At 44.6% G+C, this 24,802-nt stretch carries 17 protein-coding genes, 1 other RNA gene and 1 pseudogene; 15 read left to right on the top strand and 4 right to left on the bottom strand.

From position 1 onward, the window contains the following. Positions 1-8: 8 nt before the first annotated feature. Entirely contained in the window at positions 9-1,262 is a 1,254-nt protein-coding gene (locus tag AC4MCC_RS11135) for an exonuclease SbcCD subunit D (RefSeq protein ID WP_491885294.1), read from the bottom strand. Positions 1,263-1,890: 628 nt separating this feature from the next. Here AC4MCC_RS11135 and AC4MCC_RS11130 point away from each other — a divergent pair. Together AC4MCC_RS11130 and AC4MCC_RS11125 are read left to right on the top strand one after the other, a co-directional pair. After that, positions 1,891-2,337 carry an ABZJ_00895 family protein gene (locus AC4MCC_RS11130; RefSeq protein ID WP_419363095.1) on the top strand — a complete coding sequence of 149 codons (447 nt, stop codon included), beginning with the start codon at positions 1,891-1,893 and terminating at the stop codon, positions 2,335-2,337. Positions 2,338-2,530: 193 nt separating this feature from the next. After that, the gene (locus AC4MCC_RS11125) at positions 2,531-3,436 is read left to right on the top strand and encodes a TIGR01777 family oxidoreductase (protein ID WP_491876109.1); all 906 of its coding nucleotides are present in this window, start codon (positions 2,531-2,533) and stop codon (positions 3,434-3,436) included. Here the strand turns inward: AC4MCC_RS11125 and thiO are convergent. Both thiO and hemB read right to left on the bottom strand, forming a co-directional pair. Further along, positions 3,425-4,546, bottom strand: a complete 1,122-nt coding sequence (gene thiO / locus AC4MCC_RS11120) for a glycine oxidase ThiO (protein WP_491885293.1) — start codon at positions 4,544-4,546, stop codon at positions 3,425-3,427. The two genes, AC4MCC_RS11125 and thiO, sit on opposite strands and share 12 nt — an antisense overlap. Positions 4,547-4,566: 20 nt before the next feature. After that, positions 4,567-5,580 carry a porphobilinogen synthase gene (hemB, locus tag AC4MCC_RS11115; protein WP_034171477.1) on the bottom strand — a complete coding sequence of 338 codons (1,014 nt, stop codon included), beginning with the start codon at positions 5,578-5,580 and terminating at the stop codon, positions 4,567-4,569. Positions 5,581-5,685: 105 nt separating this feature from the next. On the opposite strand from hemB, the gene AC4MCC_RS11110 reads away from it, so the two are divergent. From AC4MCC_RS11110 to AC4MCC_RS11100, 3 genes are all read left to right on the top strand, one after another. Beyond that, positions 5,686-6,183: a thioesterase family protein gene (locus AC4MCC_RS11110; RefSeq protein ID WP_034703122.1), complete on the top strand. Its 498-nt coding sequence runs from the start codon at positions 5,686-5,688 to the stop codon at positions 6,181-6,183. A 263-nt stretch (positions 6,184-6,446) separates the two neighbouring features. After that, a complete protein-coding gene (locus tag AC4MCC_RS11105; protein ID WP_491885292.1) occupies positions 6,447-7,592 on the top strand; it encodes an HlyD family secretion protein in 1,146 nt (381 codons plus the stop codon). Positions 7,593-7,598: 6 nt separating this feature from the next. Beyond that, on the top strand, positions 7,599-9,125 hold the full coding sequence (locus AC4MCC_RS11100; RefSeq protein ID WP_340810552.1) for a DHA2 family efflux MFS transporter permease subunit: 1,527 nt from the start codon (positions 7,599-7,601) through the stop codon (positions 9,123-9,125). A 52-nt stretch (positions 9,126-9,177) separates the two neighbouring features. Here the strand turns inward: AC4MCC_RS11100 and glpK are convergent, their stop codons facing one another. Then, positions 9,178-10,662 (bottom strand): glycerol kinase GlpK, encoded by a 1,485-nt coding sequence (gene glpK, locus AC4MCC_RS11095; protein WP_491885291.1) that lies wholly within the window; start codon positions 10,660-10,662, stop codon positions 9,178-9,180. 130 nt (positions 10,663-10,792) lie between these two features. Here glpK and ssrA point away from each other — a divergent pair. The 10 genes and pseudogenes from ssrA (at position 10,793) to mobA (ending at position 24,783) form a co-directional block, all read left to right on the top strand. Further along, positions 10,793-11,152, top strand: a transfer-messenger RNA (tmRNA) gene (gene ssrA, locus AC4MCC_RS11090). Between the two features lie 125 nt (positions 11,153-11,277). Next, a complete protein-coding gene (locus AC4MCC_RS11085; protein ID WP_491885290.1) occupies positions 11,278-12,210 on the top strand; it encodes an IS5-like element IS17 family transposase in 933 nt (310 codons plus the stop codon). 242 nt (positions 12,211-12,452) lie between these two features. Next, entirely contained in the window at positions 12,453-13,370 is a 918-nt protein-coding gene (locus AC4MCC_RS11080; RefSeq protein ID WP_491880666.1) for a LysR family transcriptional regulator, read from the top strand. Positions 13,371-13,575: 205 nt separating this feature from the next. Continuing rightward, positions 13,576-14,057 (top strand): annotated as a pseudogene (locus AC4MCC_RS11075) (VOC family protein). Positions 14,058-14,387: 330 nt separating this feature from the next. Further along, positions 14,388-15,089, top strand: a complete 702-nt coding sequence (locus AC4MCC_RS11070; protein ID WP_491885289.1) for a VIT1/CCC1 transporter family protein — start codon at positions 14,388-14,390, stop codon at positions 15,087-15,089. A gap of 531 nt (positions 15,090-15,620) precedes the next feature. Then, positions 15,621-16,961, top strand: coding sequence for an MFS transporter (locus tag AC4MCC_RS11065; protein WP_491885288.1), 1,341 nt, complete (start codon positions 15,621-15,623; stop codon positions 16,959-16,961). 40 nt (positions 16,962-17,001) lie between these two features. After that, complete coding sequence (gene nirB / locus AC4MCC_RS11060) at positions 17,002-19,548, top strand: nitrite reductase large subunit NirB (RefSeq protein WP_491885287.1); 2,547 nt, start codon at positions 17,002-17,004, stop codon at positions 19,546-19,548. A 24-nt stretch (positions 19,549-19,572) separates the two neighbouring features. After that, positions 19,573-21,183, top strand: a complete 1,611-nt coding sequence (gene nirD / locus AC4MCC_RS11055; RefSeq protein WP_491885286.1) for a nitrite reductase small subunit NirD — start codon at positions 19,573-19,575, stop codon at positions 21,181-21,183. A gap of 184 nt (positions 21,184-21,367) precedes the next feature. After that, positions 21,368-24,148: a molybdopterin-dependent oxidoreductase gene (locus tag AC4MCC_RS11050; RefSeq protein WP_491885285.1), complete on the top strand. Its 2,781-nt coding sequence runs from the start codon at positions 21,368-21,370 to the stop codon at positions 24,146-24,148. Then, positions 24,145-24,783 carry a molybdenum cofactor guanylyltransferase gene (gene mobA, locus AC4MCC_RS11045; protein ID WP_180131675.1) on the top strand — a complete coding sequence of 213 codons (639 nt, stop codon included), beginning with the start codon at positions 24,145-24,147 and terminating at the stop codon, positions 24,781-24,783. Before AC4MCC_RS11050 ends, mobA begins: the two co-directional genes overlap by 4 nt. Positions 24,784-24,802 lie beyond the last annotated feature (19 nt).

Raw genomic sequence — 24,802 nt, 5'->3', positions numbered from 1 at the left:
GGCTGATCCTAAGCTTGTTGTTTTTGTGCAAGTTCATGTTGGGCTTCGACCAGTAACTGCTGAAAATCCTGCTGCACCGAATGATCCTGGCTATAGCCCATTTTTTCCCAGATATTGAAAAACAGTGATTCAGGTGTTGGAGGTGCCAAGTCAATTTTAGAGCTATCAGCCTGATCTTCTGCTTGTCGTTGATAAATTCGGCTGATGCGTAGCAGACGATAACGATTTGGCGGCAGTGCCTGTTCAATCTGCTGACGTAAATCTACCGGTGGCGGTGCATCGGTAGTGTATTCAATTTCCAGAAAATGTCGTGCTGCCAGATGCTCAATTTCCCCAGTCGGCAGTGCTTTTAATTTGCTGAGCAGATTTTCCAGATTTTCCCGGATTCTAAACAGCTCGACAGTACGAGGAACTTTCAGTGCTTCAAACTGAAAACGCTGTTCAGCATTTTGCTCAGGATCGATTCTGACTTCAACGACCTGATGCGAATAGTTGATCTCACTAAAGGATAAGGGAATCGGGGAGCCACTATAGCGGATATGCGGCTGACCGACTTTTTGTGGTTTGTGCAGATGTCCCAGAGCGACATAGTCAATGACTTCATCAAATAACGCCGTTGAGAGAGCTTCTTCATTGCCGACAATAATGGGGCGTTCGGAATCGGAAGTTTCACCGCCTTGCATATGCGCATGTGACATGAGAATCAGTGCCTGATGTGGCTGCTTACGTGCTTTGGCTTCGGCAATCAACTGTTGGTGCAGATAGCTGATGGCATTCTGGCTATTATGGGTATGTTCATTAATGCCGGTAATTTCGGCACTGCGTAAATAAGGCAAGGTTAGGCACCAGGCAATAATCTCTTGCTGCTGGTCATAAATCGGAACCAGCAAACGATCCAGATCAAGAGCATTGTCCGCAGTCCGGCCGACAATACCCACCGCTTTGGCATTAAATTTGGTCAATAAAGGCTGAACCTGTTCAATTCGATAACCTGAATCATGGTTGCCGGCAATCATCAGGGTTTGCATATACGGTGCCAGTTCATGGGCATCAGCAAGAAACTGGTATAGCTGTCTTTGGGCACTGGAAGCAGGATTGATGACGTCAAAAATATCACCAGCAATCAGTAGGGCATGTGGCTGTTTTTCCTTGATTTGTTCAAGGAGCCAATTCAGGAATTGTGCATGTTCAAATTCACGGTCATGGTTATGGAAAAACTGTCCCAAATGCCAATCAGAAGTATGTAGAAAATGAACTGCCATGTATACCCACCTTTATTTTTGCCTTCCTACTATAGAAAAAAGCCCAGCTAAAAATCTACTTGAAAAAAATATTTTGATCTATTTCATTGCTACACGTCATTGAAACTATTTTCAGCGTAGTTTTGAATATCAGAATAATACTAGTGAAATCAATAAAATGTGATGTTCATATATAAAGTATTGAATACAGCGTTTTTATTTTAAATTTTACTTCAGGCAATTTCATAACATCTGAATCGCAGAACCAATATTTTTTATAAAAATTGCTAAAAACAGACTTGAAAAAATGCAGCCGATCATTATTTTATGCTGCATAAGAAACTGATAAAAATTTGCAGGCGAATTGCTAAAAACGGTTCGTCCAAAAAATAAAAACCGACGATTCGAGTGATGATGAAATCGTCGGTCAAAGATTTGTGTATAGTGAAAATTTTGGCTGCTATTCAAAATTTTCTAAAACACTGGACTTATTGCTTTAGCAAAGAGAACGAAAATTTGTGGATGCCAGTCCAAATTTCCGAACCTTGTACCCTATATAACGTCAGCATCTCGCTTTAGGTTGACAATAAAATGAAAAAAAAATTAATTTTTTTTATACTAGTTGATTAATCGTCCTTGAGTCCTGCTGATGGTGTCTCTAACTCGCTATTTTCTCTGGTTTTTCTTCCTATGCTTTATTTTTACCTGCATTTGCGGGGTTGTGGCGGCGTTGATGCCGACTGGCATGGGCGCAGTATTAACCATTGTGCCTTATCTGGTGGCGATGATCTGGGTACTGTTTAAGTTTTTAAAAAAGGAACAACGGGCGCCCACCCAGGTAGAGCGTAAAAAATTCACCTTGGGATTTAGCCTGATTTATTGGGGCTATAACCTGGCATTTTTAATTTTAGGGATTGCCATTGCGACGCGTTCCAATCCGAATGCCTGGCAGGACTTTTTACTATATCTGCAACAGCCACAATTTATGAGCATTGTCGTGATTATGTTCCTGCTCATCGCGATTCCGCTTTATCTGCTGACCTACTGGTTTTATGGCAAACAGGCACAGCGTATGGCTGATAAAATGTTTGGCTAAAATTTCCTACGCTTTATATCAAAATCGTTGAGATCAAATTCAAGATGCTAAATCAGGCTGATAGAAAATCAGAAGTTTTCCGTATAGCCTGATAACAATTCCTCATTTACCGATCCAGCCTATTTCATCCAACATTCTGATTCATAAGTGACGTATAATTTGGGCAATACAATAATAATGGCTCAGAATAACCATGTATAAACCTGTAGTCCTTATGACAGGCGCCAGCGGTTTTATTGGCAGCCATCTGGTGAAATTTTTACTGGCTCGTGATTATGCAGTGATCGGCCTGACCCGACAGAAAAAATTGCGAGAAGAACATCCTGATTTTCACTGGATTAATGATCTGGAAGAACTGAAAAAACATCAAATTGACTATGTGATTAATCTGGCCGGTGAAAGTATCGGTCAGGGTCGCTGGACAGTTGCACGCAAAAAGAAATTGCTGGACAGTCGATTAAATACCACCAAGCAGTTATATGACTATCTGGAGAAAAATCAGATCAAGCCCAAACGTATTATTTCGACTTCAGCGGTTGGCTACTACGGAATCGATCCGCAAGAACGCTGGGATACGGTGTGTACTGAACAAAGTCCACCACAATCCATTTTTATGTCAGAACTGTGTGAGAAATGGGAAAAACTGGCCTTGTCCTATACCGGGCAGGACACCAAAATTGTTCGCTTTGCTGTGGTGTTTGGTCAAGGAGGCGGGATTCTTCCGCAGATGTTATTGCCGATTAAGCTGAATATGTTTGGCCGGATTGGCCATGGGCGCCAACCGGTGACCTGGGTGCACCTACAGGATGTCATGCGTGCGATTGAATTTCTGATGCAGCAGCCAACCCAGCAACAGGTATTTAATGTAGTTGCTCCAGAAAAAGTCAGTCAGGCGCAGTTTGCCCGGATCGCGGCACAGGTGCTGAAAAGAAAACCTTTATTGCCCTTACCAGCTTGCAGTATGAAAATGATGCTGGGTGAACAGTCACAACTGATTCTGAATGGTCAATATGTCCAGCCCAAAGCTTTGCAGGAAGCCGGATTTGAATTTAGCTATCCGACCCTGAAAGAAGCCTTGATTGAAATTTTAAACCGTTAAAGAGTGCAGCTGTAAACGCTGTATCGGACTATAAGGCTGTGGATCTACGATAGTCGGTTGTTCCAGGATTAACTGAGACAGCAGTTTTCCAGAAGCAGCGCCCATACATAAGCCATTACGGAACTGGCCGAAATTGGTCCAGAGATTGTCTAGGTGAGGAATTTTGCCGATATAGGGAATGCCATGAGGAGAGCTTGGTCGTAGACCAGCCCACTGTTTCACAATTGGGAAATCAGCCAATTCTGGTACCATTTCCAGGCAGGCTTCCAAAATATCCTGACGGATTTCAGCAGAAGGCGAAGTATCAAAACCGACCTGACGCATGCTGGAACCACACAGTACATGACCATCACGACGTGGAATCAGATACATGACATTGTTCATGCACATGGTTGGCAGCCAGTTTTCTGGTGTTTTAAACAGTAGCATTTGTCCTTGAACCGGATGAACTGGAATATCCAGACCGAGCTGTTCAGACCAGTGTGCAGACCATGCACCGGTGGCAATGACGAACTGATCTGCTTTAAAGCTCAGGCCATTTTCAGTAGAAACACTGTGCACATGATCTTGCCGGATACTTAGCTGAGTGATTTTGCAATGCTCTTGCCAGCTGACACGCGGATGCTGCTTGAGGTAAGCAATAATGGACTGTAATAGTCGCGGATTGCGGATATTGGAAAGTTCTGGAAAATAGATCGCCTGTTTAAATTTTGGATCTACTTTACTATTAATCTGCTGGATTTGAGGCTGATTCAGATATTCGGCATGTTGCTGTGGATCCTGATATTGCTCGGCATAGCGCAGTCCGATTTCAAAATCCGTTTCATCAAAAATCAGCATACCGGTTTCATGAATCTGGAAATCAATCCCGGTGATCGGTTGCAGTTTCTGGTTCCAGGCTTGATACAAGGGTTTGGCATGGCGGGCGAGGGCATTGACGGCATCGGGATAACGCCAGGGATACATCGGGGAGAGAATGCCACCTCCGGCCCAAGAAGCTGCCTGTCCAGCCGCGTGTTGATCAAAAATCGTAATAGAACATCCCTGTTCAAGCAATTCCAGAGCTGACATCAAGCCGGTGATGCCTGCTCCGATAATGGCGATATGCATTGCGCCAAGGTCCTTCTATTTTATTTCATGTCTTTCAGTTTGAGCGCAGCTTCTTCCGCGAAGTACGTCCAGATACCATCTGCACCGGCACGGCGGCAGCACATCAAGGATTCAAGAATCACGCTATCAGATAACCAGCCATTCTGAATCGCAGCAGCCAGCATGGCATATTCACCACTAACCTGATAAATAAAGGTGGGTATGCCGAAGGTATCTTTGACTTCACGAACCACATCCAGATAAGGCATGCCCGGTTTAACGATGACCATATCTGCACCTTCCTGAATATCGAGGGCAATTTCATGCAGTGCTTCGGCACGGTTACCGAAATCCATTTGGTAATTGTATTTATTGCCGCCTTTCAGGTTGCTGGCAGAACCAACCGCATCACGGAATGGACCGTAGAAGCTAGACGCATATTTGGCTGAATAAGCCATAATAGAGGTATAGATATGGCCATTCTGTTCAAAGGCCTGACGAATTGCACCGATGCGGCCATCCATCATGTCACTTGGCGCGACAATATCAGCACCGGCTTCGGCATGGCTTAAAGTCTGTTTGATCAGTGCTTCAACCGTTTCATCATTCAGCACATAACCGGTTTCATCAATGATGCCGTCCTGGCCATGCGTGGTATAAGGGTCTAGCGCGCCGTCGGTAATCAGCACCATTTCCGGTAATTCTTTTTTCAGCAGGCGAACAGTCTTCTGTACCAGACCATCTTCATGCCAAGCCGCTTCTGCAGTCAGGCTTTTATCTTCTTGTGGTGTAACCGGGAACAGCGCCAGCTTATTAACACCCAGTTCCAGTAAACGTTCTGATTTTTTTAACAACAAGTCAGCAGACAGGCGCTGCACATTTGGCATACTTGGAATGTCTTGGGTCTGGTTTTGTCCCGGCAGCACAAATACTGGATAAATCAAGTGATCAGCACTGAGATGGGTTTCACGTACCATAGAACGTAAATGCTCATTTTTACGAATACGACGCATGCGAGTTGCAGGAAACGCGGGACGATTGAACGTATAGGTCATAAAAATCTCAGTAATCAGTATTAAACTAGGCCCCTATTGTAACCCTATCTGAATTTTTTGGGCATAAATTAGCGGTTTTTTATTGTTGTAGCTTCGGGCAGACTTATGACTAAGACAGAAAGAAATTGGACAGGTAATATACATTTAGGTGCAAAAGTGGATATTGAAGTGGTCTTAAACCAGTTGGTACACGCTTTTAATACCTCTCCTTTTTTTAAGCATAATGGCATGACCATGCGGGTGGTTGATGGTCAGATCGAAGCATATGTTGAAATGCAGGATTTCATGATTGGCAATGTGGCTTTTCAGATTCTGCATGGCGGTCTTGCAGCCACCATACTCGACAGTATTGGCGGAATTGTGGCGATGGGGGAACTGTACAAGAAAGCCGAACCGGAAACCATTGCCGATACGATTAAAAAGGTATCACGTCTGGCGACGGTAGATATGCGCGTGGATTATCTGGCGCCCGGTCGTGGCAAATATTTTATTGCCCGTGCAGAAACCTTACGTTTGGGGCGTAAGGGTTGCACCATGCGCATGACCATGGTCAATGATGATGACAAGCCGATTGCTACAGCGATTGCTTCATATGCCTATTAATTAAATTTATCTTCTCGATTTTGGCTCACTCTGGGCCCGAACTAAGCCCTTATTCCTGGAATAGGGGCTTAGTTTTTTAAACTTCCGAGTAATATTTTTTTGCATATTTTCTAATTTTTATTATTAGAATGCATGAAAATTAAATTAATACGGCTTTCTCATTTTACCCATTGATCAATAAACGGGATGTGAATCTATACATTCATGTCAGTACTGGTCAGTGTGGCTGCGTGACCAAGTCTGTTGGATTTAGGAAAAAATCAATGACAGATGTACAAGACACCCTGCCAGAAAACGCATCAGATACAACTTCGGATCAAGCTTTAAAAAATAAACGTAAAAAGGCCCTGAGTATTGTTGCCATTCTTATAGTGATTGCACTGGTGCTATTTCTGGTTTGGAAATTCTTCCTGAACAATTCAGTCAGTACTGAAAATGCCTATGTGGGTGCTGAAACGGCTTCTATTACGTCTATGGTGAGTGGTCAGGTCGCTGAAGTACTTGTCCATGATACTCAAGCAGTCAAACAGGGCGATATCCTTGCCAAAATCGATGACCGTGATGCCAAAATTGCAGTGTCTCAGGCACGTGCAGAGCTAACCAAAGCCAAGCGCCAGTACAAACAGACAGCGGCCAATAGCGGGGCTTTAAGCTCACAGATTGGGGTTAGTGATGATGCAATTCGCAGTGCCGAAGCCCAGCTGGCTCAGGCTCAGGCAGCTTTACATAAAGCACAAGATGAATATACGCGTCGTGAAAAACTCAGTGCGAGCGGTGCAGTGTCTAAAGAAGAACTCAGTACAGCACAATCTGCATTGGATACGGCCAAAGCTGGCGTAGCTTCTGCTGAAGCGGGTCTGGCACAAGCAAGATCCAGCCAGAAAGCCGCACAAAGCAATTTAGCGGCGAATGAAGCCTTGATTCAAGGTGCGAATGAAAATTCGACTCCTGATGTACTTGTGGCTGAAGCCAGACTGAAACAGGCCGAGCTAGACTTAGAACGTACTGTAATTAAAGCACCTTTTGATGGGGTGGTTTCACGCCGTTCAATTCAGGTGGGTCAACGTGTTGCGCCAGGTACAATGCTGATGATGGTCGTACCAGTAGATCAGCTCTATGTTGATGCCAATTTCAAAGAAAGCCAGCTGGAAAAAGTCCGTGTCGGGCAGAAAGCTGAACTGACGTCTGATCTGTATGGTAAATCGGTGAAATATCACGGCACTGTGGTTGGCTTCTCTGGCGGTACAGGTTCAGCTTTTGCTCTGATTCCGGCTCAGAATGCAACGGGTAACTGGATCAAAGTGGTACAGCGTTTGCCAGTGCGTATTCAGCTGGATCCGAAAGAGCTGGCTGAGCATCCGCTACGTGTGGGTCTGTCGATGGAAGCTGAAATCCACTTCAAGAAGTAATTCCCGATGAATAAATATGTTCCATATGGGAATCTGACTGGCGGCAAGCTGATGCTGGCGGCCTTTGTGCTGGCATTGGCCAATTTCATGGTCGTGCTGGACATGACCATTGCCAATGTCTCGGTGCCGCATATTACCGGTAGTCTGGCAGTTTCCAGCTCGCAAGGCACCTGGGTCATTACGTCTTATGCAGTCGCAGAAGCGATCTGTGTACCTTTGACAGGATGGCTGGCGGGTCGCTTTGGTAGCGTGCGCCTGTTTGGTGTCTGCCTGCTGGGTTTTACCATTTTTTCAATTCTGTGCGGGATTTCAACCAGTCTGGAAATGCTGGTATTTTGCCGGATCGGGCAGGGGCTGTTTGGCGGTCCAATCATGCCGCTGAGTCAGACTCTATTGCTACGCATCTTCCCACCTGAAAAACAATCCCAAGCGATGGGTATGTGGGCGATGACCACCGTAGTCGGTCCAATTCTTGGTCCAATTCTTGGCGGTACGATTAGTGATAACCTATCCTGGCACTGGATTTTCTTTATTAATATCCCGGTGGGTCTGTTCTGTGGTCTGGCTGCATTGAAGCTATTAAAACCAGCCGAAACTGAAACCAATGCTTTGAAGATTGATAAAGGTGGTTTGTTCTTACTGATTCTTTGGATTGGTGCGCTGCAATTAATGTTAGATCTCGGTCATGAACATGACTGGTTTAGCAGTTCCTTTATTGGGACCTTGGCGGTGCTTGCCATAGTCGGTTTAATCATCTTTACCATTTGGGAACTGACCGAACGGCATCCGATTGTAGATATCCGGATTTTCCGATATCGCGGGTTTACCTTTGCTGTGCTGTCGTTGGCCTTTGCCTTCGGTGCTTTCTTTTCCAGTATTGTTCTTATTCCGCAATGGGTGCAGATCAATCTGGGTTATACGGCCACTTGGGCAGGTTATCTGACTGCGACCATGGGTTTTGGTAGCCTGTTGATGTCACCGATTGTGGCGAAGATGGCGACCAAATATGACCAGCGCATTCTGGCCAGTTTCGGTTTGACCTTGCTTGCCGTTGTGACTTTGATGCGGGCATTCTGGACCACGGATGCGGATTTTATGGCATTGGCCTGGCCACAGATTCTGCAAGGTTTTGCGGTGCCATTCTTCTTCATTCCACTCTCCAATATGGCATTGGCCTCAGTCCAGCCTCAGGAAATGGCTTCAGCGGCTGGTTTAATGAACTTTCTGCGGACTATGGCTGGAGCGATCGGAGCTTCAATTGCAGTCACGATCTGGGATGATCATAGTAAAGTGGCCCGCAGTGAGCTGGTCGGTAAACTGAATGTTGAAGAAACTCAAAATACCCTAATAGCTCAGGGCATGAGTTCAGACAGTGCCTTGGGTTATATTTCCAGTCTGGTGGATAAAGAAGCCTTAACCCTGTCAGCCAATCATCTATTTTTGATTTTGGCGATGGTTTTTATTTTTGCAGCCTTAATTGTCTGGCTAGCTCCACGACCGAAAGCGGGTGTCGGTGGAATGCCATCACATTAATATTTTCCAAAATTAAAAAAAACCGCTAAATATTTAGCGGTTTTTTATAGGATTATAAATCTGATTTGGCCCGTTTTAAGGCATTTTGCCATTTGGCCAAATGGGCTTCACGTTCATCGGACTGCATTTTCGGTTCAAAGGCGCGATCTAGCTGCCAGGATTGAGAAATTTCATTTAAATTAGAAAATACCCCTGACTTTAAACCTGCCATCGCTGCTGCACCCCAAGCGGTGGATTCCAGCATTTTTGGACGCAAGACAGGCACATTCAGCAGGTCAGCCTGAAACTGCATCAGCATATCATTACAGCTGGCGCCACCATCGACGCGTAGCTCTTTTAAAGGGTGAGCAATATCCGATTGCATGGCAGTCAGTACATCGGAGACCTGAAAGGCAATCGATTCCAATGCAGCACGGGCAATATGAGCCTTATTGGTTCCTCGTGACATACCACAAAGCAGGGCACGCGCTTCACTATCCCAATGCGGTGCACCCAGTCCGGTAAAGGCAGGAACTAAGACCACGCCGTCAGTATCTTCTACTTTACAGGCCAGCTTCTCTATATCACTGCTTTTCTGAATGATGCCAAGCCCATCACGTAGCCATTGCACCACTGCACCGGCCATAAAAACACTACCTTCTAAGGCATAACTGGTCTGTTCCTGTGCCTGCCAGGCGAGGGTAGAAAGCAATTTATTCTGGCTGAGCTGAATGTCATGGCCGGTATTAAATAGCATAAAACAGCCAGTGCCATAGGTATTTTTTGCCATACCGGGTTCGAAACAAGACTGGCCAAACAAGGCAGATTGCTGATCACCCAGAATGCCGGTAATGGGAATGGTGGCTCCTAACAAACCCGGTGCTGTATCTGCAATATGACAATCGGAACTGATGATTCGTGGCAGGACTGAAGAAGGGATATTAAATAGGTCGAGTAGTTCCTCATCCCAGCGTTGAGTATGCAGATTCATCAACATGGTGCGGGAAGCATTACTCGCTTCAATAATATGCTCAGCACCTTGAGTCAGGTTCCAGATCAGCCAGCTATCAATAGTGCCAAAAGCGACATGACCTTGTTCTGCAAGTTCACGTAAGCCATCCACATGTTCTAATAACCAGACCAGTTTCCCGGCACTAAAATAAGGATCAATCCGTAGACCGGTTTTTTGTTGGACCTGATCCATTTGACCTTGCTGTATCAGTTGATTACACCAGTCTGTTGCACGACGATCCTGCCAGATAATCGCTGGTGCAAGAGGCTTCCCATTACGACAATCCCATACCACAGTCGTTTCACGCTGGTTGGTCAGGCCAATCGCTTTAATATCTTTGGCCAGAATCCGGGCAGTAGCAAGCGCCTGTTGTACCACTGCAATTTGCGAGCTCCAGATTTCCTGTGCATCCTGCTCAACCCAGCCGGAATGTGGGGTCTGGATATGGGTTTCGCGTTGAGCTGTTGCCTGAATCTGTCCGTGTTCATTAAAGATGATTGCACGGCTAGACGTCGTTCCCTGGTCGAGTGCCAATAAATAGCTCATAATTTTTTTAAATGCTGACTTGAATTATGAAATATTAGCGCAATTATGTAATCAGGCGCATTCAAAAGTGTATTTGTGTAGAAAATGCATCGTATTTTTTGCCAGTTATGCTATGATGAGCTTGTACTTTGGGGATGTTCTTGGCTTCGACGCCGATGATGAAACTCATAGATGCATGCCGAGAGCGCATTTTCTCTCGTAAATAAAATTTGCATTTAAATAGTCGCAAACGACGAAACTTACGCTCTAGCAGCCTAAGGGCTGCTTGTCCGCATCTCTGAATACTTGTGGTTAGAGATCCCGACTGAAGCGAACGCACACAAGTCCGTATAGAGTCAAGCCTCGGGGCTTTATACCAAATCTAGAGGATCGCACCTTGAACCCTGTTCGTCGGGTCTCTTGGTGTTAAAACAATAGACGATATCTAAGCATGTAGTATTCTCGAGCGTAGTGTTGGCGGACGCGGGTTCAACTCCCGCCATCTCCACCAAAATTCTTGTTATAAAAAAGCCACTTATATAAGTGGCTTTTTTATGTACCACATTTTTTTATATTAAGAACGGCTTTGTTGCACAAACCTATCTGTAAAGGCTTTTTCAGCGATATAATTTTCAAATGAAGAAGCCTACACATAAAATCTACCGCACAACCAATTGGCCCGCATATAACCGAGTACTCATGAGTCGCGGAAATATTGCCATTTGGTTTGATCCTGCTACGCAATGGTATGCTCCATCAAAAGGCAAACAAGGGCGAAATCAAACCTACTCCGACGCAGCTATCCAATGCTGCTTAATGATTAAATCCTTATTCCGTCTATCTTTACGTCTGGTCACTGGCTTTGTGCAAAGTCTGATTGAACTTTGCGGATTAAATTGGACCGCACCAGATTACAGTACGCTTTGTAGAAGACAAAAGCATATTGATATTGCAATCAGCTACCAAAAAAGTAGCGAGGGGCTGCATCTACTTGTAGACTCTACAGGCATGAAGTTTCTAGGTGAGGGCGAATGGAAACGCAAGAAACATGGAGCTGAATATCGTCGCCAATGGCGTAAACTACATATTGGTATAGATGCCAAAACCCTACAAATACGCGCTATTCAGCTCACGACCAATAATGTCAGTGATTCACAGGTGCTTGGTGATTTACTTAATCAGATTCCACAAGATGAGCAGATTGACTCTGTTTATACCGATGGAGCTTATGACACCAAGCAATGCCGTCAGGTCATTGCAGATCGGCAAGCACATGCGGTGATTCCACCTAGAAAAAATGCGAAACCATGGAAAGATAGAAAGAGTAGCTCGCTAGAGCGAAATGAATTACTTCGAACAGTTAAACGTTTAGGCAGGACATTATGGAAAAAATGGTCAGGCTATCATCGCCGCAGTTTGGTGGAAACCAAGATGCATTGCATCAAATTATTAGGCGATAAATTAATGGCAAGAAGCTTTCCTAGTCAGGTGAATGAAATTCATGCACGTGTAGCAGTCCTCAACCGATTTACGGAATTAGGTCGACCACTTACCCAAATTACGCCTTAAATTTGGCTCAATTAGGGGCGCTTTGCATTTCAAATCTTTGTGCAACAAAGCCAACTCTAACTGAAGTAAAAGCCTCCTAATTTCGGAGGTTTTTATTTTGTATCGATAAGAGTGGTAGATTTTACTGGTTGAGAAAAATTCATCCTATAAATTTTAAAATGAAATTTAATAATATTAAAGTTCAAAATAGGGTAAGCTTATTTAATTAAGATTGGATCAGATTAGATAGTTTCAGGTCATTCATGTTAGAACTTCGTCATTTAAAAACCTTAGTCGCGCTACGGGAACATGGTTCACTGGTTGCAGCAGCAGGAGATCTTTGTCTCACGCCTTCAGCTTTGTCCCATCAGCTTCGTGAATTGGATCAATGGTTCGGAGTCGAAGTCGTTAATCGCCGTAGTCGCCCGGTGAGTTTTTCCAATGTCGGGCAGCGCTTGCTGAAGCTGGCAGATGATATTTTGCCTCAAGTCCATGTTGCGCAGAGTGATATTACTCGTATTGTGCATGGGCAGACTGGACGGATCATTTTTTCTTCCGAATGCCATAGCTGTTTCGACTGGTTGATGCCTTTACTGAATCAATATCGTATTCAATATCCAGATGTAGATTTGGATTTCGCTTCTGGCTTTGAGGCCAATCCGCATGAACTGTTACAAACTGGGGAATTCGATCTACTTATTACCGCCGATCCGATTGAACTAAAGGGCATAGAGTATTTCCCGATTTTTGAATATGAATCGCGTCTGGTTCTTTCTAATACCCATCCTTTAGTGCGTGCTCAAAACATTAGCATCCAGGAATTGGCAGAAGAAACACTGATTACTTATCCAGTGGATAAGCACCGTCTGGACATCATGTCACATCTGTTTATTCCAGCGAATATTTTACCGAAACAGATTCGAACCACCGACTTAACTCAAATGTTGATTCAGCTGGTTGCCAGTGGTCGGGGAATTGCAGCCTTGCCAGATTGGGTAGTGAATGAATATGAACAAAAGGGCTGGGTGACTTCATGCCGTTTGGAGTGTGTAGCACCGAATGGACTGCGCCGGACTTTATATGCAGGTTATCGAACTGAAGAAAAGCAGAAAGATTATTTCGAAGGATTTTTAAAGCAGCTTGATCGATTCTCAAAAAAGAGAATCACATATTATGATTAAGTGGTGATAAAGGTTTCCTCTTGACTCTTTAAAACTATTCTTTTTGATGACGCTTTCAGTCAATTAGATTGATAAATATACAATTCTAAAACAGGCTTATTCTCGTTTTAGGTGAAAGATGGGAAGAGTAGGACTCAACTAATAGATGAGATATTTAAGAGTTCTTAAGTATTCTAAAACCTATTCTGAAAGAAAAAGTGAGATCATGAATATCGCAAAGAATACCATCTGTCTTTGGTACGATCATGATGCTGAAGAAGCTGTACGATTTTATGCAGAAACTTTTCCAAATTCATCTATAGGTGCCATCGTTCTTGCACCTGGAGATTATCCCTCTGGTAAAGCAGGTGATGTCATCACAGTAGACTTTACCGTACTGGGTATTCCATGTATTGGTTTAAATGGAGGGCCTGTATTTCAACATAATGAATCTTTCTCATTTCAAGTTGCCACAGAGGATCAGGAAGAAACTGACCGCTATTGGAATGCGATCGTCAATAATGGCGGTCAGGAAAGCGAATGCGGATGGTGTAAGGATAAATGGGGGTATCTTGGCAAATCATCCCTAAAGCTTTGCTTGAAGCATCATACAGTTCAGACCGTGGTGTTGCTAAAAGAGCTTTTGATGCCATGATGACCATGAAGAAAATTGATGTCGCTGCAATTGAAGCTGCCATCCGAGGCTAAGGCATGGTCTTGATATCAGTGATTAATGCCATGTATTTAGTTTAAGCGTTTGGCCTTATTACTTATATAAAGTGAGAGGTCATTGATAATAATCAGAAGTTCATCCTTTAAGGTATAGCCAGTGAGTTGCTTATGGCGGCCGCTGGCTAAAATCTATTTAAGCTTTCTCTATAAATAATTTTTATTTTTTAAAAATAAGTAAATAAAACTCGAAAATATCTCTGAAAGTGAACATTCATATTTGAAATATTTAGCTTAAAGTAAGATGATAAAATAATAAGTGACTAAAATTTAAAATCTTATTTCATCCGCTAGAAGAACGAGAAAAACATGCCTCATTCCCATCATCATGAAAAACACTACATACAACGTTCTGGCTGGTTACGTGCTGCCGTGCTTGGTGCCAATGATGGAATTATTTCCGTGACCAGTCTGGTTGTCGGGATGGCAGCCAGTGGTGCTTCGTCACAAACACTTTTGATTGCTTGTGTTGCTAGCCTGATTTCTGGTGCAGCTTCGATGGCAGCTGGGGAATATATCTCGGTCAAGTCGCAACAGGATATTGAAAAAAATGATCTCGCCATGGAAGAGCGGGAATTAAATCTGCATCCCGTACATGAATTAAGAGAGCTGAAAAACATTTATATCAAGCGAGGTTTAGAAGCTGATCTGGCCGAAGAAGTAGCAAAACAGCTTACTGCACATAATGCCTTGGATGCGCATGCGCGTGATGAAATTGGGATTCTGGAACAGACGGCTGCCCGGCCCTTTACGGCGGCATTTTCTTCAGCATTAGCATTTACGGTGGGTTCTTTATTTCCATTGGTATCCATTTTAGTTTTGCCTTCACACCTGCTAGATCAGGGCGTGATGCTGGTGGGAGTACTTAGTCTGGGAATGATGGGAGCATTAGCCAGTTATGCGGGTGGTGGTGGCATGTGGAAAGGCGCACTGCGTGTCATGATTTGGGGCATCGTTGCCATGCTATTCAGTTTCTGGATTGGCTCTCTATTTAATGTTGCTACCACCTAATCATTTAAAAAATATGGAATAAATTTATATTTTTCTCTATATGTCCGAAATTCAAGTGAAGTAGACAATCTGAAATTAAAATTTCCAAATTTAATTGTATTAGACATATTAGGTTTCTTAATTAGCTAACTCATTTAAAAAGTTTAAGATTTAACTACAAGTTTTTCTTTAATTAAAAAATATCTAGTTTGATTATGTTCTTCCTTGCACTAAAGCTGTGCCAAATAGTGCAGTGAAGTGGCAATTTTAAAACCCAGATATAAATATGCTGAGAAAAATAAGAGAGAGCTTGGTTCGAAGTCACTATAATTTAGAAAAAATATAAAAGTATTTTTAGATAAACAATATAAATACAAATACTTATTTATAGAATTATTTTATTGGCACGCTTTGTGCTTAATAGAATTTGAGTCAAAGACGACTCTAAAGAAATTTGTAAGACGGCCAATGACGTCCGTTCTGATCGCATCTGGTGTGCAGCGATTCGCATAGCAGATAAGCCTATACGTTCAGTTCTGGAAGGAGATGGTGATGTCTTCAAATTTATATGAAAAGAAAGCAACAAAAATAAGTCTTTTGAATTTCAGCAGCGCAGCAATGAGAGCCTTCCATATGAGTTGGCTCGCGTTTTTTGTCTGCTTCTTTGCCTGGTTCGCCTGTGCACCGCTGATGCCTGTGATCGCGGGTGAATTCAGCTTAACCAAAGATCAAATCGCCAATATCAATATTGCAGCAGTCGCGATCACCATTCTGGTTCGACTGATTGTCGGTCCCCTATGTGACAAATATGGTCCACGGAAAACCTATACTGCATTACTCGTACTCGGCAGTATTCCGGTCTTTGGTGTGGCCTCTGCGAATAGCTATGAATCCTTCCTGTTTTTCCGCTTACTGATTGGTGCCATTGGTGCCAGTTTCGTGATTACCCAATATCACACCAGCATCATGTTTGCGCCGAATGTGGTCGGTACAGCCAATGCAGCAAGTGCAGGTTGGGGCAATGCCGGTGGTGGTGCGACTCAAGCCTTGATGCCATTACTTCTGGCTGCGCTGGTGATGTTCGGTGTTGAACAGGCGATGGGCTGGAGAATTGCCCTGATCGTTCCTGGTCTGATGATGCTAATTGTCGGTGCATTGTACTGGAAATTCACTCAGGACTGTCCACAAGGCAATTTTAGAGAACTGCGCGCAGCAGGAATTCAGGTTGGGAGCGAGAAAAAAGGTGGCATGGCAATTCTGATGCATGCTGCACGTAACTACCGTGTCTGGATTCTATTTGGCGCTTATGCGGCCTGTTTCGGTATCGAAATCTTCATTCATAACATCGTAGCCATGTACTACGTAGAAAACTTTAGCTTTGGTTTAAAAGAAGCAGGCATGACGGCCGGGATCTTCGGTCTGCTAGCACTATTTGCCCGTGCACTGGGTGGCATCGTTTCAGACAAAGTTGCCATCAAAAAAGGCCTGGACGGACGTACCAAAGTACTGTTTGCCATGATCTTGATGGAAGGTTTATTCCTGATTTTATTCTCGCAAATGAACAGTGCCATGCTGGCCATCATCACAATGACTGTCTTCGCATTATTTACCCACATGGCATGTGGTGCAACATATGCGCTGGTGCCATTTATTGACCGTGATGCTTTAGGCGGTGTGGCCGGCATTATCGGTGCAGGCGGTAACGTGGGTGCGGTCGCAGCAGGATTCTTACTCAAAGGCATGCTGGATATTCAAACCTGTCTGATGGCACTTGGCGGCCTGGTCGTGATTGCAGCAAGTTTTGTTCTGATGATTCGCTTCTCGGTTGAGCATAAGGCCAAAGAGCAAAAGCTGTATGAAGAAGCTGTCCTTGAACGAAACAACCTGGCTTAAAACACAAGATACAAGATTTAGAAAATTTAGGAGAAGGAATATGAAACTGGTAATGATTGGCCATGGCATGGTAGGACACAAATTTATTGAATCTGTGCTTGAGCATGCGGGTGATGACGTTGAAATCACGATTCTGGCAGAAGAGCCGCGTCTGGCTTATGACCGTGTGCATTTAACTGAATATTTCACTGGAAAATCAGCCAAGGATTTAACCCTTTGCCGTAACGACTTTGCAGATGCGTATGGAATTGATCTGCGTTTAAGTACCAAAGCGACTGCAGTCGATACTGTTAATAAAACAGTCACCACTAATCATGGCGATGTGATTGCTTATGACAAACTGGTTTTAGCTACCGGCTCCTATGCTTTTGTTCCACCAATTCCAGGCAACGACCGTGAAAACTGCTTTGTTTACCGTACCATTGAAGATCTGGATGCAATCCGTGCAGCGAGTCTGAATGCCAAAAACGGTGTCGTGATTGGTGGTGGTTTGTTGGGTCTGGAAGCAGCTAAAGCGCTGCGTGACCTGAATCTGGAAACACATGTGGTTGAATTCGCACCACGCCTGATGGCAGTTCAGGTTGATGATCTTGGCGGTAAAGTATTACGCACCAAAATCGAAGATCTGGGTGTTAAAGTCCATACCCAAAAAGCAACCTCGTCAATTGAAGATGGTGTCAATGCTAAACACGTAATGAAGTTCGGCGATGGTGCTGAACTGGAAACTGACATCATCCTGTTCTCTGCCGGTATTCGTCCACGTGATGAATTGGCACGTCAAAACGGTCTGGCGATTGGTGAGCGCGGTGGTATCGTGATCAATGATTACTGCCAGACATCAAATCCGGACATTTATGCGATTGGCGAATGTGCGCTTTGGCAAAATAAAACCTTTGGTCTAGTTGCTCCAGGCTATGACATGGCACGTATTGCTGCGAAACATGTCCTGCAAGAAGAATGTGCAGCATTTGCTGGCGCAGACATGAGCACCAAGTTGAAACTGATGGGTGTGGATGTTGCATCAGTTGGCGATGCACATGCCATGACACCAGGTTCACTGAGCTATTTCTATGCCGATGAAGCAGCACAGATTTACAAGAAAATTGTCGTAAACGCAGAAAAAACCAAACTGCTGGGTGCAGTGCTGGTGGGTTGTGCCAAAGAATATAACGACCTGCTGCAAATGATGCTAAATGGTCTGGAAATTCCAGAAAATCCAGAAAGTCTGATCATGCCAGGATTTGATCAGGCAACAGCGAAAACGGGTGGCAGCGGGGTAGATCTACTTCCAGATAGCGCAACCATTTGTTCATGTAATAACGTATCTAAAGCGGATATCTGTTCAGCGATTGCCGATGGTTCAACTTCACTCGGCGCTCTGAAAAAATGCACCAAAGCCGCAACGGCTTGTGGTGGCTGTGCACCGCTAGTGACGCAAGTTCTGAAATCTGAGTTACAACGTCAAGGCGTTACCGTAAACAATCATCTCTGCGAACACTTTGCTTATTCACGCCAAGAGCTGTATCACCTGGTTCGTGTCAATGAAATCAAGACCTTTGATGACTTGATCCAGCAACATGGTCATGGTCTGGGCTGCGATATCTGTAAGCCAACAGTGGCAAACATCCTGGCATCTTGCTGGAACGACTTTGTCCTGAAACCAAGCCATGCCGGCCTGCAAGACAGTAACGATTACTACCTCGGTAACATTCAAAAAGATGGTACTTACTCTGTCGTTCCTCGTATGGCAGGCGGTGAAGTCACACCAGATGGTCTGATCGTCATTGGTCAAATTGCTAAAGAATATGGTCTGTATACCAAACTGACTGGGGGCCAGCGTGTCGATATGTTTGGTGCGCAACTCCATCAATTACCAGAAATCTGGGAAAAACTGATCAATGCCGGTTTTGAATCGGGGCATGCTTACGGTAAATCGCTGCGTACTGTTAAATCTTGTGTTGGTAGCACTTGGTGCCGTTATGGTGTAGATGATTCTGTGGGCTTGGCGATCTATCTGGAAAACCGCTACAAAGGCCTGCGTTCTCCACACAAACTAAAAATGGCGGTATCTGGCTGTACTCGTGAATGTGCCGAAGCACAAAGCAAAGACGTCGGTGTGATTGCCACTGAAAAAGGCTGGAACCTATATGTCTGTGGTAACGGCGGTATGAAACCGCGTCATGCTGAACTACTGGCATCAGATCTGGATACACAAACTTTAGTCCGCTATATCGACCGTTTCTTCATGTTCTATATCCAGACGGCTGATCGTCTGCAACGTACTTCGGTATGGCGTGACAACCTCGAAGGTGGCTTAGATTACCTGAAAGATGTCGTTGTGAATGACTCACTTGGTTTGGCAGCGGAATTAGAACGCCGTATGGAGCATGTGGTGGGCACTTATCAAGACGAATGGCGTACTGCGATTGAAGATCCTGAAGTGCGTAAACGCTTTAAAACCTTTATCAATGCCAAAGCTGAACAGCAAAACGATCCTCATATCCAGTTTGCACAAGTGCGCGGACAGATTCGTCCAAAAACTGAGGTTGAACGTGATGCCAGCCGTATTCCGGTAGTTGAGGCCTGATTCAAAGAATAAAGGAGCAAGAATATGACAATGTTTAAAGATATGAATGAACTGAATTGGGTTGAAGTGTGTGCACTGGATGACATCACGCCTAATACTGGCGTTGCAGCCTTGGTGGAAGGTCAGCAAATTGCGATATTCCGTGTGGGTTCAGAAAAGCGTGTTTATGCACTCAGTAACCAGGATCCATTTAGTAAAGCATTTGTGATGTCGCGCGGCATCATTGGTGATCTGCAAGGCGAGCGTGTTGTCGCTTCACCAATTTACAAGCAGCATTTCAGTCTGGCGACTGGCCGCTGTCTGGAAGATAAAGACCAGAAACTACTGGTTTTTCCAAGCAAGATTGAAAACGGCAAAGTATTCATTAGCCCAGTGCCACAAAAAACCTATATCACCAATAACGGTGTTTCACCGGAAAAAATGAAACTGGTACTGGTCGGTAATGGTCTGGCAGGCATGCGTTGTCTGGAAGACCTGCTGGATATGGCACCAGACCGTTATGAAATTACTGTGATTGGTGAAGAGCCTTGGGGTAACTACAACCGCATCATGTTGTCGCCAGTGCTTTCTGGTGAAAAAACCATTGATGACATTATGCTGCATCCGCATGCTTGGTATGCCGACAAAGGTATCCGTCTGATTGCAGGTGATCCGGCGGTTCGCATCGACCGTCCGCGTAAGCAGGTTTATACCGAAAAAGGCGAAGTGATCAGTTATGACCGTTTGATTCTGGCGACGGGTTCCAAGCCATTCGTTCCGCCAATTCCAGGTAGCGACTTAAAAGGCGTACTCAGCTTCCGCGACATCTATGATGTAAATACCATGCTGGACTACTGCAAAACCAAGAAAAATGCGGTGGTGATTGGCGGTGGCTTACTGGGCCTAGAAGCTGCTTATGGCCTGAAACAGCAAGGCATGAATGTCACAGTATTGCATCTGATGGATCGCATTATGGATCGTCAGCTGGATAGCAAAGCCAGCCAGATGCTGAAAACTGCAATTGAGCAGAAAGGTATCACTATTCTGACTGAAGCGAATACCGAATGCCTGATGGGTGAAGAAGGTCATGTGACCCAGGTGAAACTAAAAGATGGCACCGTGCTGGCTGCTGATTTGGTGGTCTTCGCAGTGGGTATTCGTCCAAATATTGCATTGGCGCAAAGTGCTGGTCTGCGTTGTAATCGCGGTGTGCTGGTAAATGACACCATGCAGACTTTTGACCCAAGTATTTATGCGGTGGGTGAATGTATCGAGCACCGTGGTCAAACCTTTGGTCTGGTTGAACCACTTTGGGGCCAGGCGTTTATTTGTGCATCACATCTGGCCGAGCATGGCAGCTTGACCTTTAAGGCACCAACGGTTCCGACGCAGCTGAAAGTGAGTGGTTGTGATGTGTTCTCTGCAGGTGACTTCGAACCAAAAGATGATTTTGAAGATATCGTACTGAATGACGAGAAACGTCAGATCTATAAACGCATTATTATTCAAAAGGATAAAGTGATTGGTGCAGTGCTGTTTGGCGATACTGAGGATGGTGCATGGTATGCCGAGCTGATTGCAGATCAGACACCGATCACTTCGATTCGAAATAAACTGCTGTTTGGTCGGGATTTTGCATTAAAGAAAGCAGGGTAATTCATCACATAAATCTCTCCTAACCCCTCTTTAAAAAGAGGGGAACCTCCCTCCTTTAACAAAGGAGGGTTGGGGAGGATTAAAGCTTTTATACCAAGAAAAAATTTAAATCAAACTTATAAAAGCTAGACATTATAGATTTGGCGAGATAAGTGAACTTAGATAATTTAGGAGCACAGCAGCAATGAATAGTATCCCAGTGGTGGAACTGCATAGCTCCACAGAATTAAAAACGATGACGACTCAAACCACCTGTCCATATTGCGGCGTGGGTTGTGGTGTGACTGCACATGTAACACCGACCACATCAGGCCCGAAAGTGACTGTTGAAGGCGATGCCAACCATCCTTCCAATTTCGGCAAGCTGTGCATTAAAGGCAGTAATCTGGCCGATACCCTAGGACTTGAAACTCGTGTATTAGAACCGATGATCGGACGTAAAGGCTCACGTGAAGTCACGAGTTGGGATACTGCAGTTTCGTCCATTGCCAATAAATTCCAGCAATGCATCGATCAATATGGCCGAGACAGTATTGCGTTTTATGTTTCCGGTCAGTTGCTAACCGAAGATTATTATGTGGTGAACAAATTCGTCAAAGGCTATCTCGGTACGGCAAACATCGATACTAATTCACGTCTTTGCATGTCCTCTGCGGTTGCGGCACATAAACGTGCCTTTGGCGAAGATTTGGTTCCAGCCAGTTACGAAGATTTCGAACATACTGACATGGTGGTACTGGTCGGTTCCAATACCGCTTGGTGCCATCCAGTGCTGTATCAGCGTATCATGAAAGCCAAAGAACAGCGCGACCTGTTTGTGATCGTGGTTGATCCACGCTTTACCAGCACCTGTGAAGCAGCAGATTTGCATTTGCCAATTCTGCCGGGTCAGGATGTGGCGCTATTTAATGGTTTATTACAGTACTTGCATCAGCATGGTTACGTTGATCAAGCATTTGTTGCGGCACATACCCAGGGGCTGGAACAGGCTTTAGCGAGCAGTTCTACTGAAGCTTCGATTGAGGATGTGGCTGCACGTACCGGTATTTCAGAAGTTAAACTCACTCAATTCTTTGAAAAGTTTGCCCAGACAGACAAAGTAATAACGTTGTTCTCCATGGGCGTAAACCAGTCATCACGTGGCGTCGATAAAGCCAACAGTATTATTAACTGTCATTTGCTCACGGGTAAAATCGGCAAACTCGGTGCAGCGCCATTTTCCATGACCGGTCAACCAAATGCGATGGGTGGTCGTGAAGTGGGTGGGCTGGCGAATATGCTGGCTGCACATCTGGATTTAGAAAATCCGGGACATCAGCAGCTGGTACAAAATTTCTGGCAAAGCCCGTATATTGCTAAACAAGCAGGACTGAAAGCAGTCGATTTATTCCAGGCCGTTGAAAGCGGCAAGATCAAGGCGATCTGGATTATGGCCACCAATCCGGTGGTCAGCTTGCCAGATGCCGATCAGGTCAAACGCGCCCTGGACAAATGTGAATTCGTGGTGGTGTCTGATATCTGTCAGGATACGGATACCACACAATATGCTGATGTCTTGTTACCTGCTTTAGGTTGGGGGGAAAAAGATGGCACCGTGACCAATTCAGAACGTCGTATTTCCAGACAGCGTGCTTTTTTAGATGCACCGATGCAAGCCAAAGCTGACTGGTGGGCGATCAGTCAAGTGGCTCAGAAGATGGGTTTCACAGGTTTTGATTTTAATAATAGCCATGACATTTTTCTGGAGCATGCCCAATTATCTGCTGAGCAAAACTCTGATTTAAGTCAGCGATCTGAAACGCCATATTTCCGCTATTTTAATTTAAAAGGCCTAACCGATTTAAGCCTAGCTGAATATGATGAACTGAAACCGGTACAGTGGCCAGTATGGAGAAAAGATCAGGCAGAAGATTCAGTAGCTCGACTCTATAGCGAAGGCCAGTATAGCCATGCAGATGGTAAAGCCAAATTCATTGCAATTTCAGCAGTCAATCCGGTTCATCAAACCTCTAGTGAATATCCTTTAATTTTGAATACTGGCCGGATTCGTGACCAATGGCATACCATGAGCCGTACCGGTTTATCGGCGAATTTGAGTACGCACCGTGCCGAACCTTACTGTGAAATTCACCCGAATGATGCACTAAAATACGGGATTCAGGATGGTGAATTGGTTGAGGTGAAATCGCAGTGGGGCAATTGTGTCTTGCGTGCGACTATTAGTGACAATATCCGCCGTGGACAGGTCTTTGCCCCGATTCACTGGAATGATCAGGTCGCATCCGATGCCCGGATTGGCAAGGTGGTGAATCCGGTAGTGGATGCTATTTCGGGTGAGCCAGAATTCAAGCATACTCCGGTTATCATCCATCCATTTTATAGCCAGTGGCAAGGCGTATTTTATGTGCGTCAAGGCTTTGAAAAAATCGTACAGCCGTCGATTGAAGCTACCGTGTGGTGGACTAAAATCACTACCAGCAATGCAATACGTTATGAACTGGCGGACCGGAAAAAATTTAGCTACACCACTGAGCATTTAAAAGAATTATTGCCATTTCAGGATGAAAGTTTTGAATGGCTGAATCTCGAAGATCAGACCGCCCACATCAGTCATAGCGTGATACTTCAGGATGGTCATGTGATTGCCAGCCTATATATTGCACCGAAGGCTTTATTGCCGGACCGCGACTGGGTAGCAAGTCTGTTTAAACGTGAACGTTTAAGCGCTATGCACCGTAAGGCTCTACTTGCCGGACAGCCGATGTTGATGGCAAATAATGAAGGTCCACTGGTGTGTAGCTGTTTTAAAGTCGGTAAAAACCGCATCATTGAAACCATTAAAACTAAAAATATTACGGATGAAAAACAGGTGACCGCATGTTTAAAAGCCGGAGGGAATTGTGGTTCGTGTTTACCTGAAATCCGTGGCCTGATTAAAACATGTCAATTGGAGACGGTAGAATGAAAAAAGGAGCCGATAGAGAAAATAATAAAACAGCCTATCCGCGTACCGATCTGGTGATTCTGGCGGGTGGACAGGCAAGACGCATGAATGGCATCAATAAACTGTTGCAGAAATTCGATGACCAGATTCAGCTGATCAAAATTCACCAACAGCTGAAATCGAATGTTGCACAGGTCTGGATTAACAGCCATCGCGACTATTCCATTTATCAGAAACTTATTCCCAGTGTTCATTATTATCAAGATGATGAGCCGGGATTTCAGGGGCCGTTAATGGGCATGAAAAGTGCCTGGTCGCATGTGCAGTCGGATTATGTGCTGTTTGTCCCTTGTGACCTAACTTATATTCCTTCCAGAGTATTGCTCAAGTTGCATCAGGCTCTAGCCAAAAACAGTCTGGCTGAAGTGGCTTATGTGGAAATTAACGGCAAGCCACTTTATCCATTTTGTCTGGTTAAACGCAGCAGTCTGGCAACCCTGAAATTACATCTTGAACAGGAACAGCGCAGCCTTAAACACTGTTTTGCTGATTTGCACGCACAAGTGGCACGTTTTAAAAATCGTGCGCTATTTTTTCACAGTATTAACTCGCTGGATGAACTGCAACAGTATCAACAGCTCAAATTTCTGCACTAAAAACTGAATATTTCACTTT

It is taken from the genome of Acinetobacter sp. CAU_H_56 (assembly GCF_058599425.1).
Note: the sequence above shows the minus strand (reverse complement) of the source record. Positions and strands in the feature narration are given on the sequence as shown.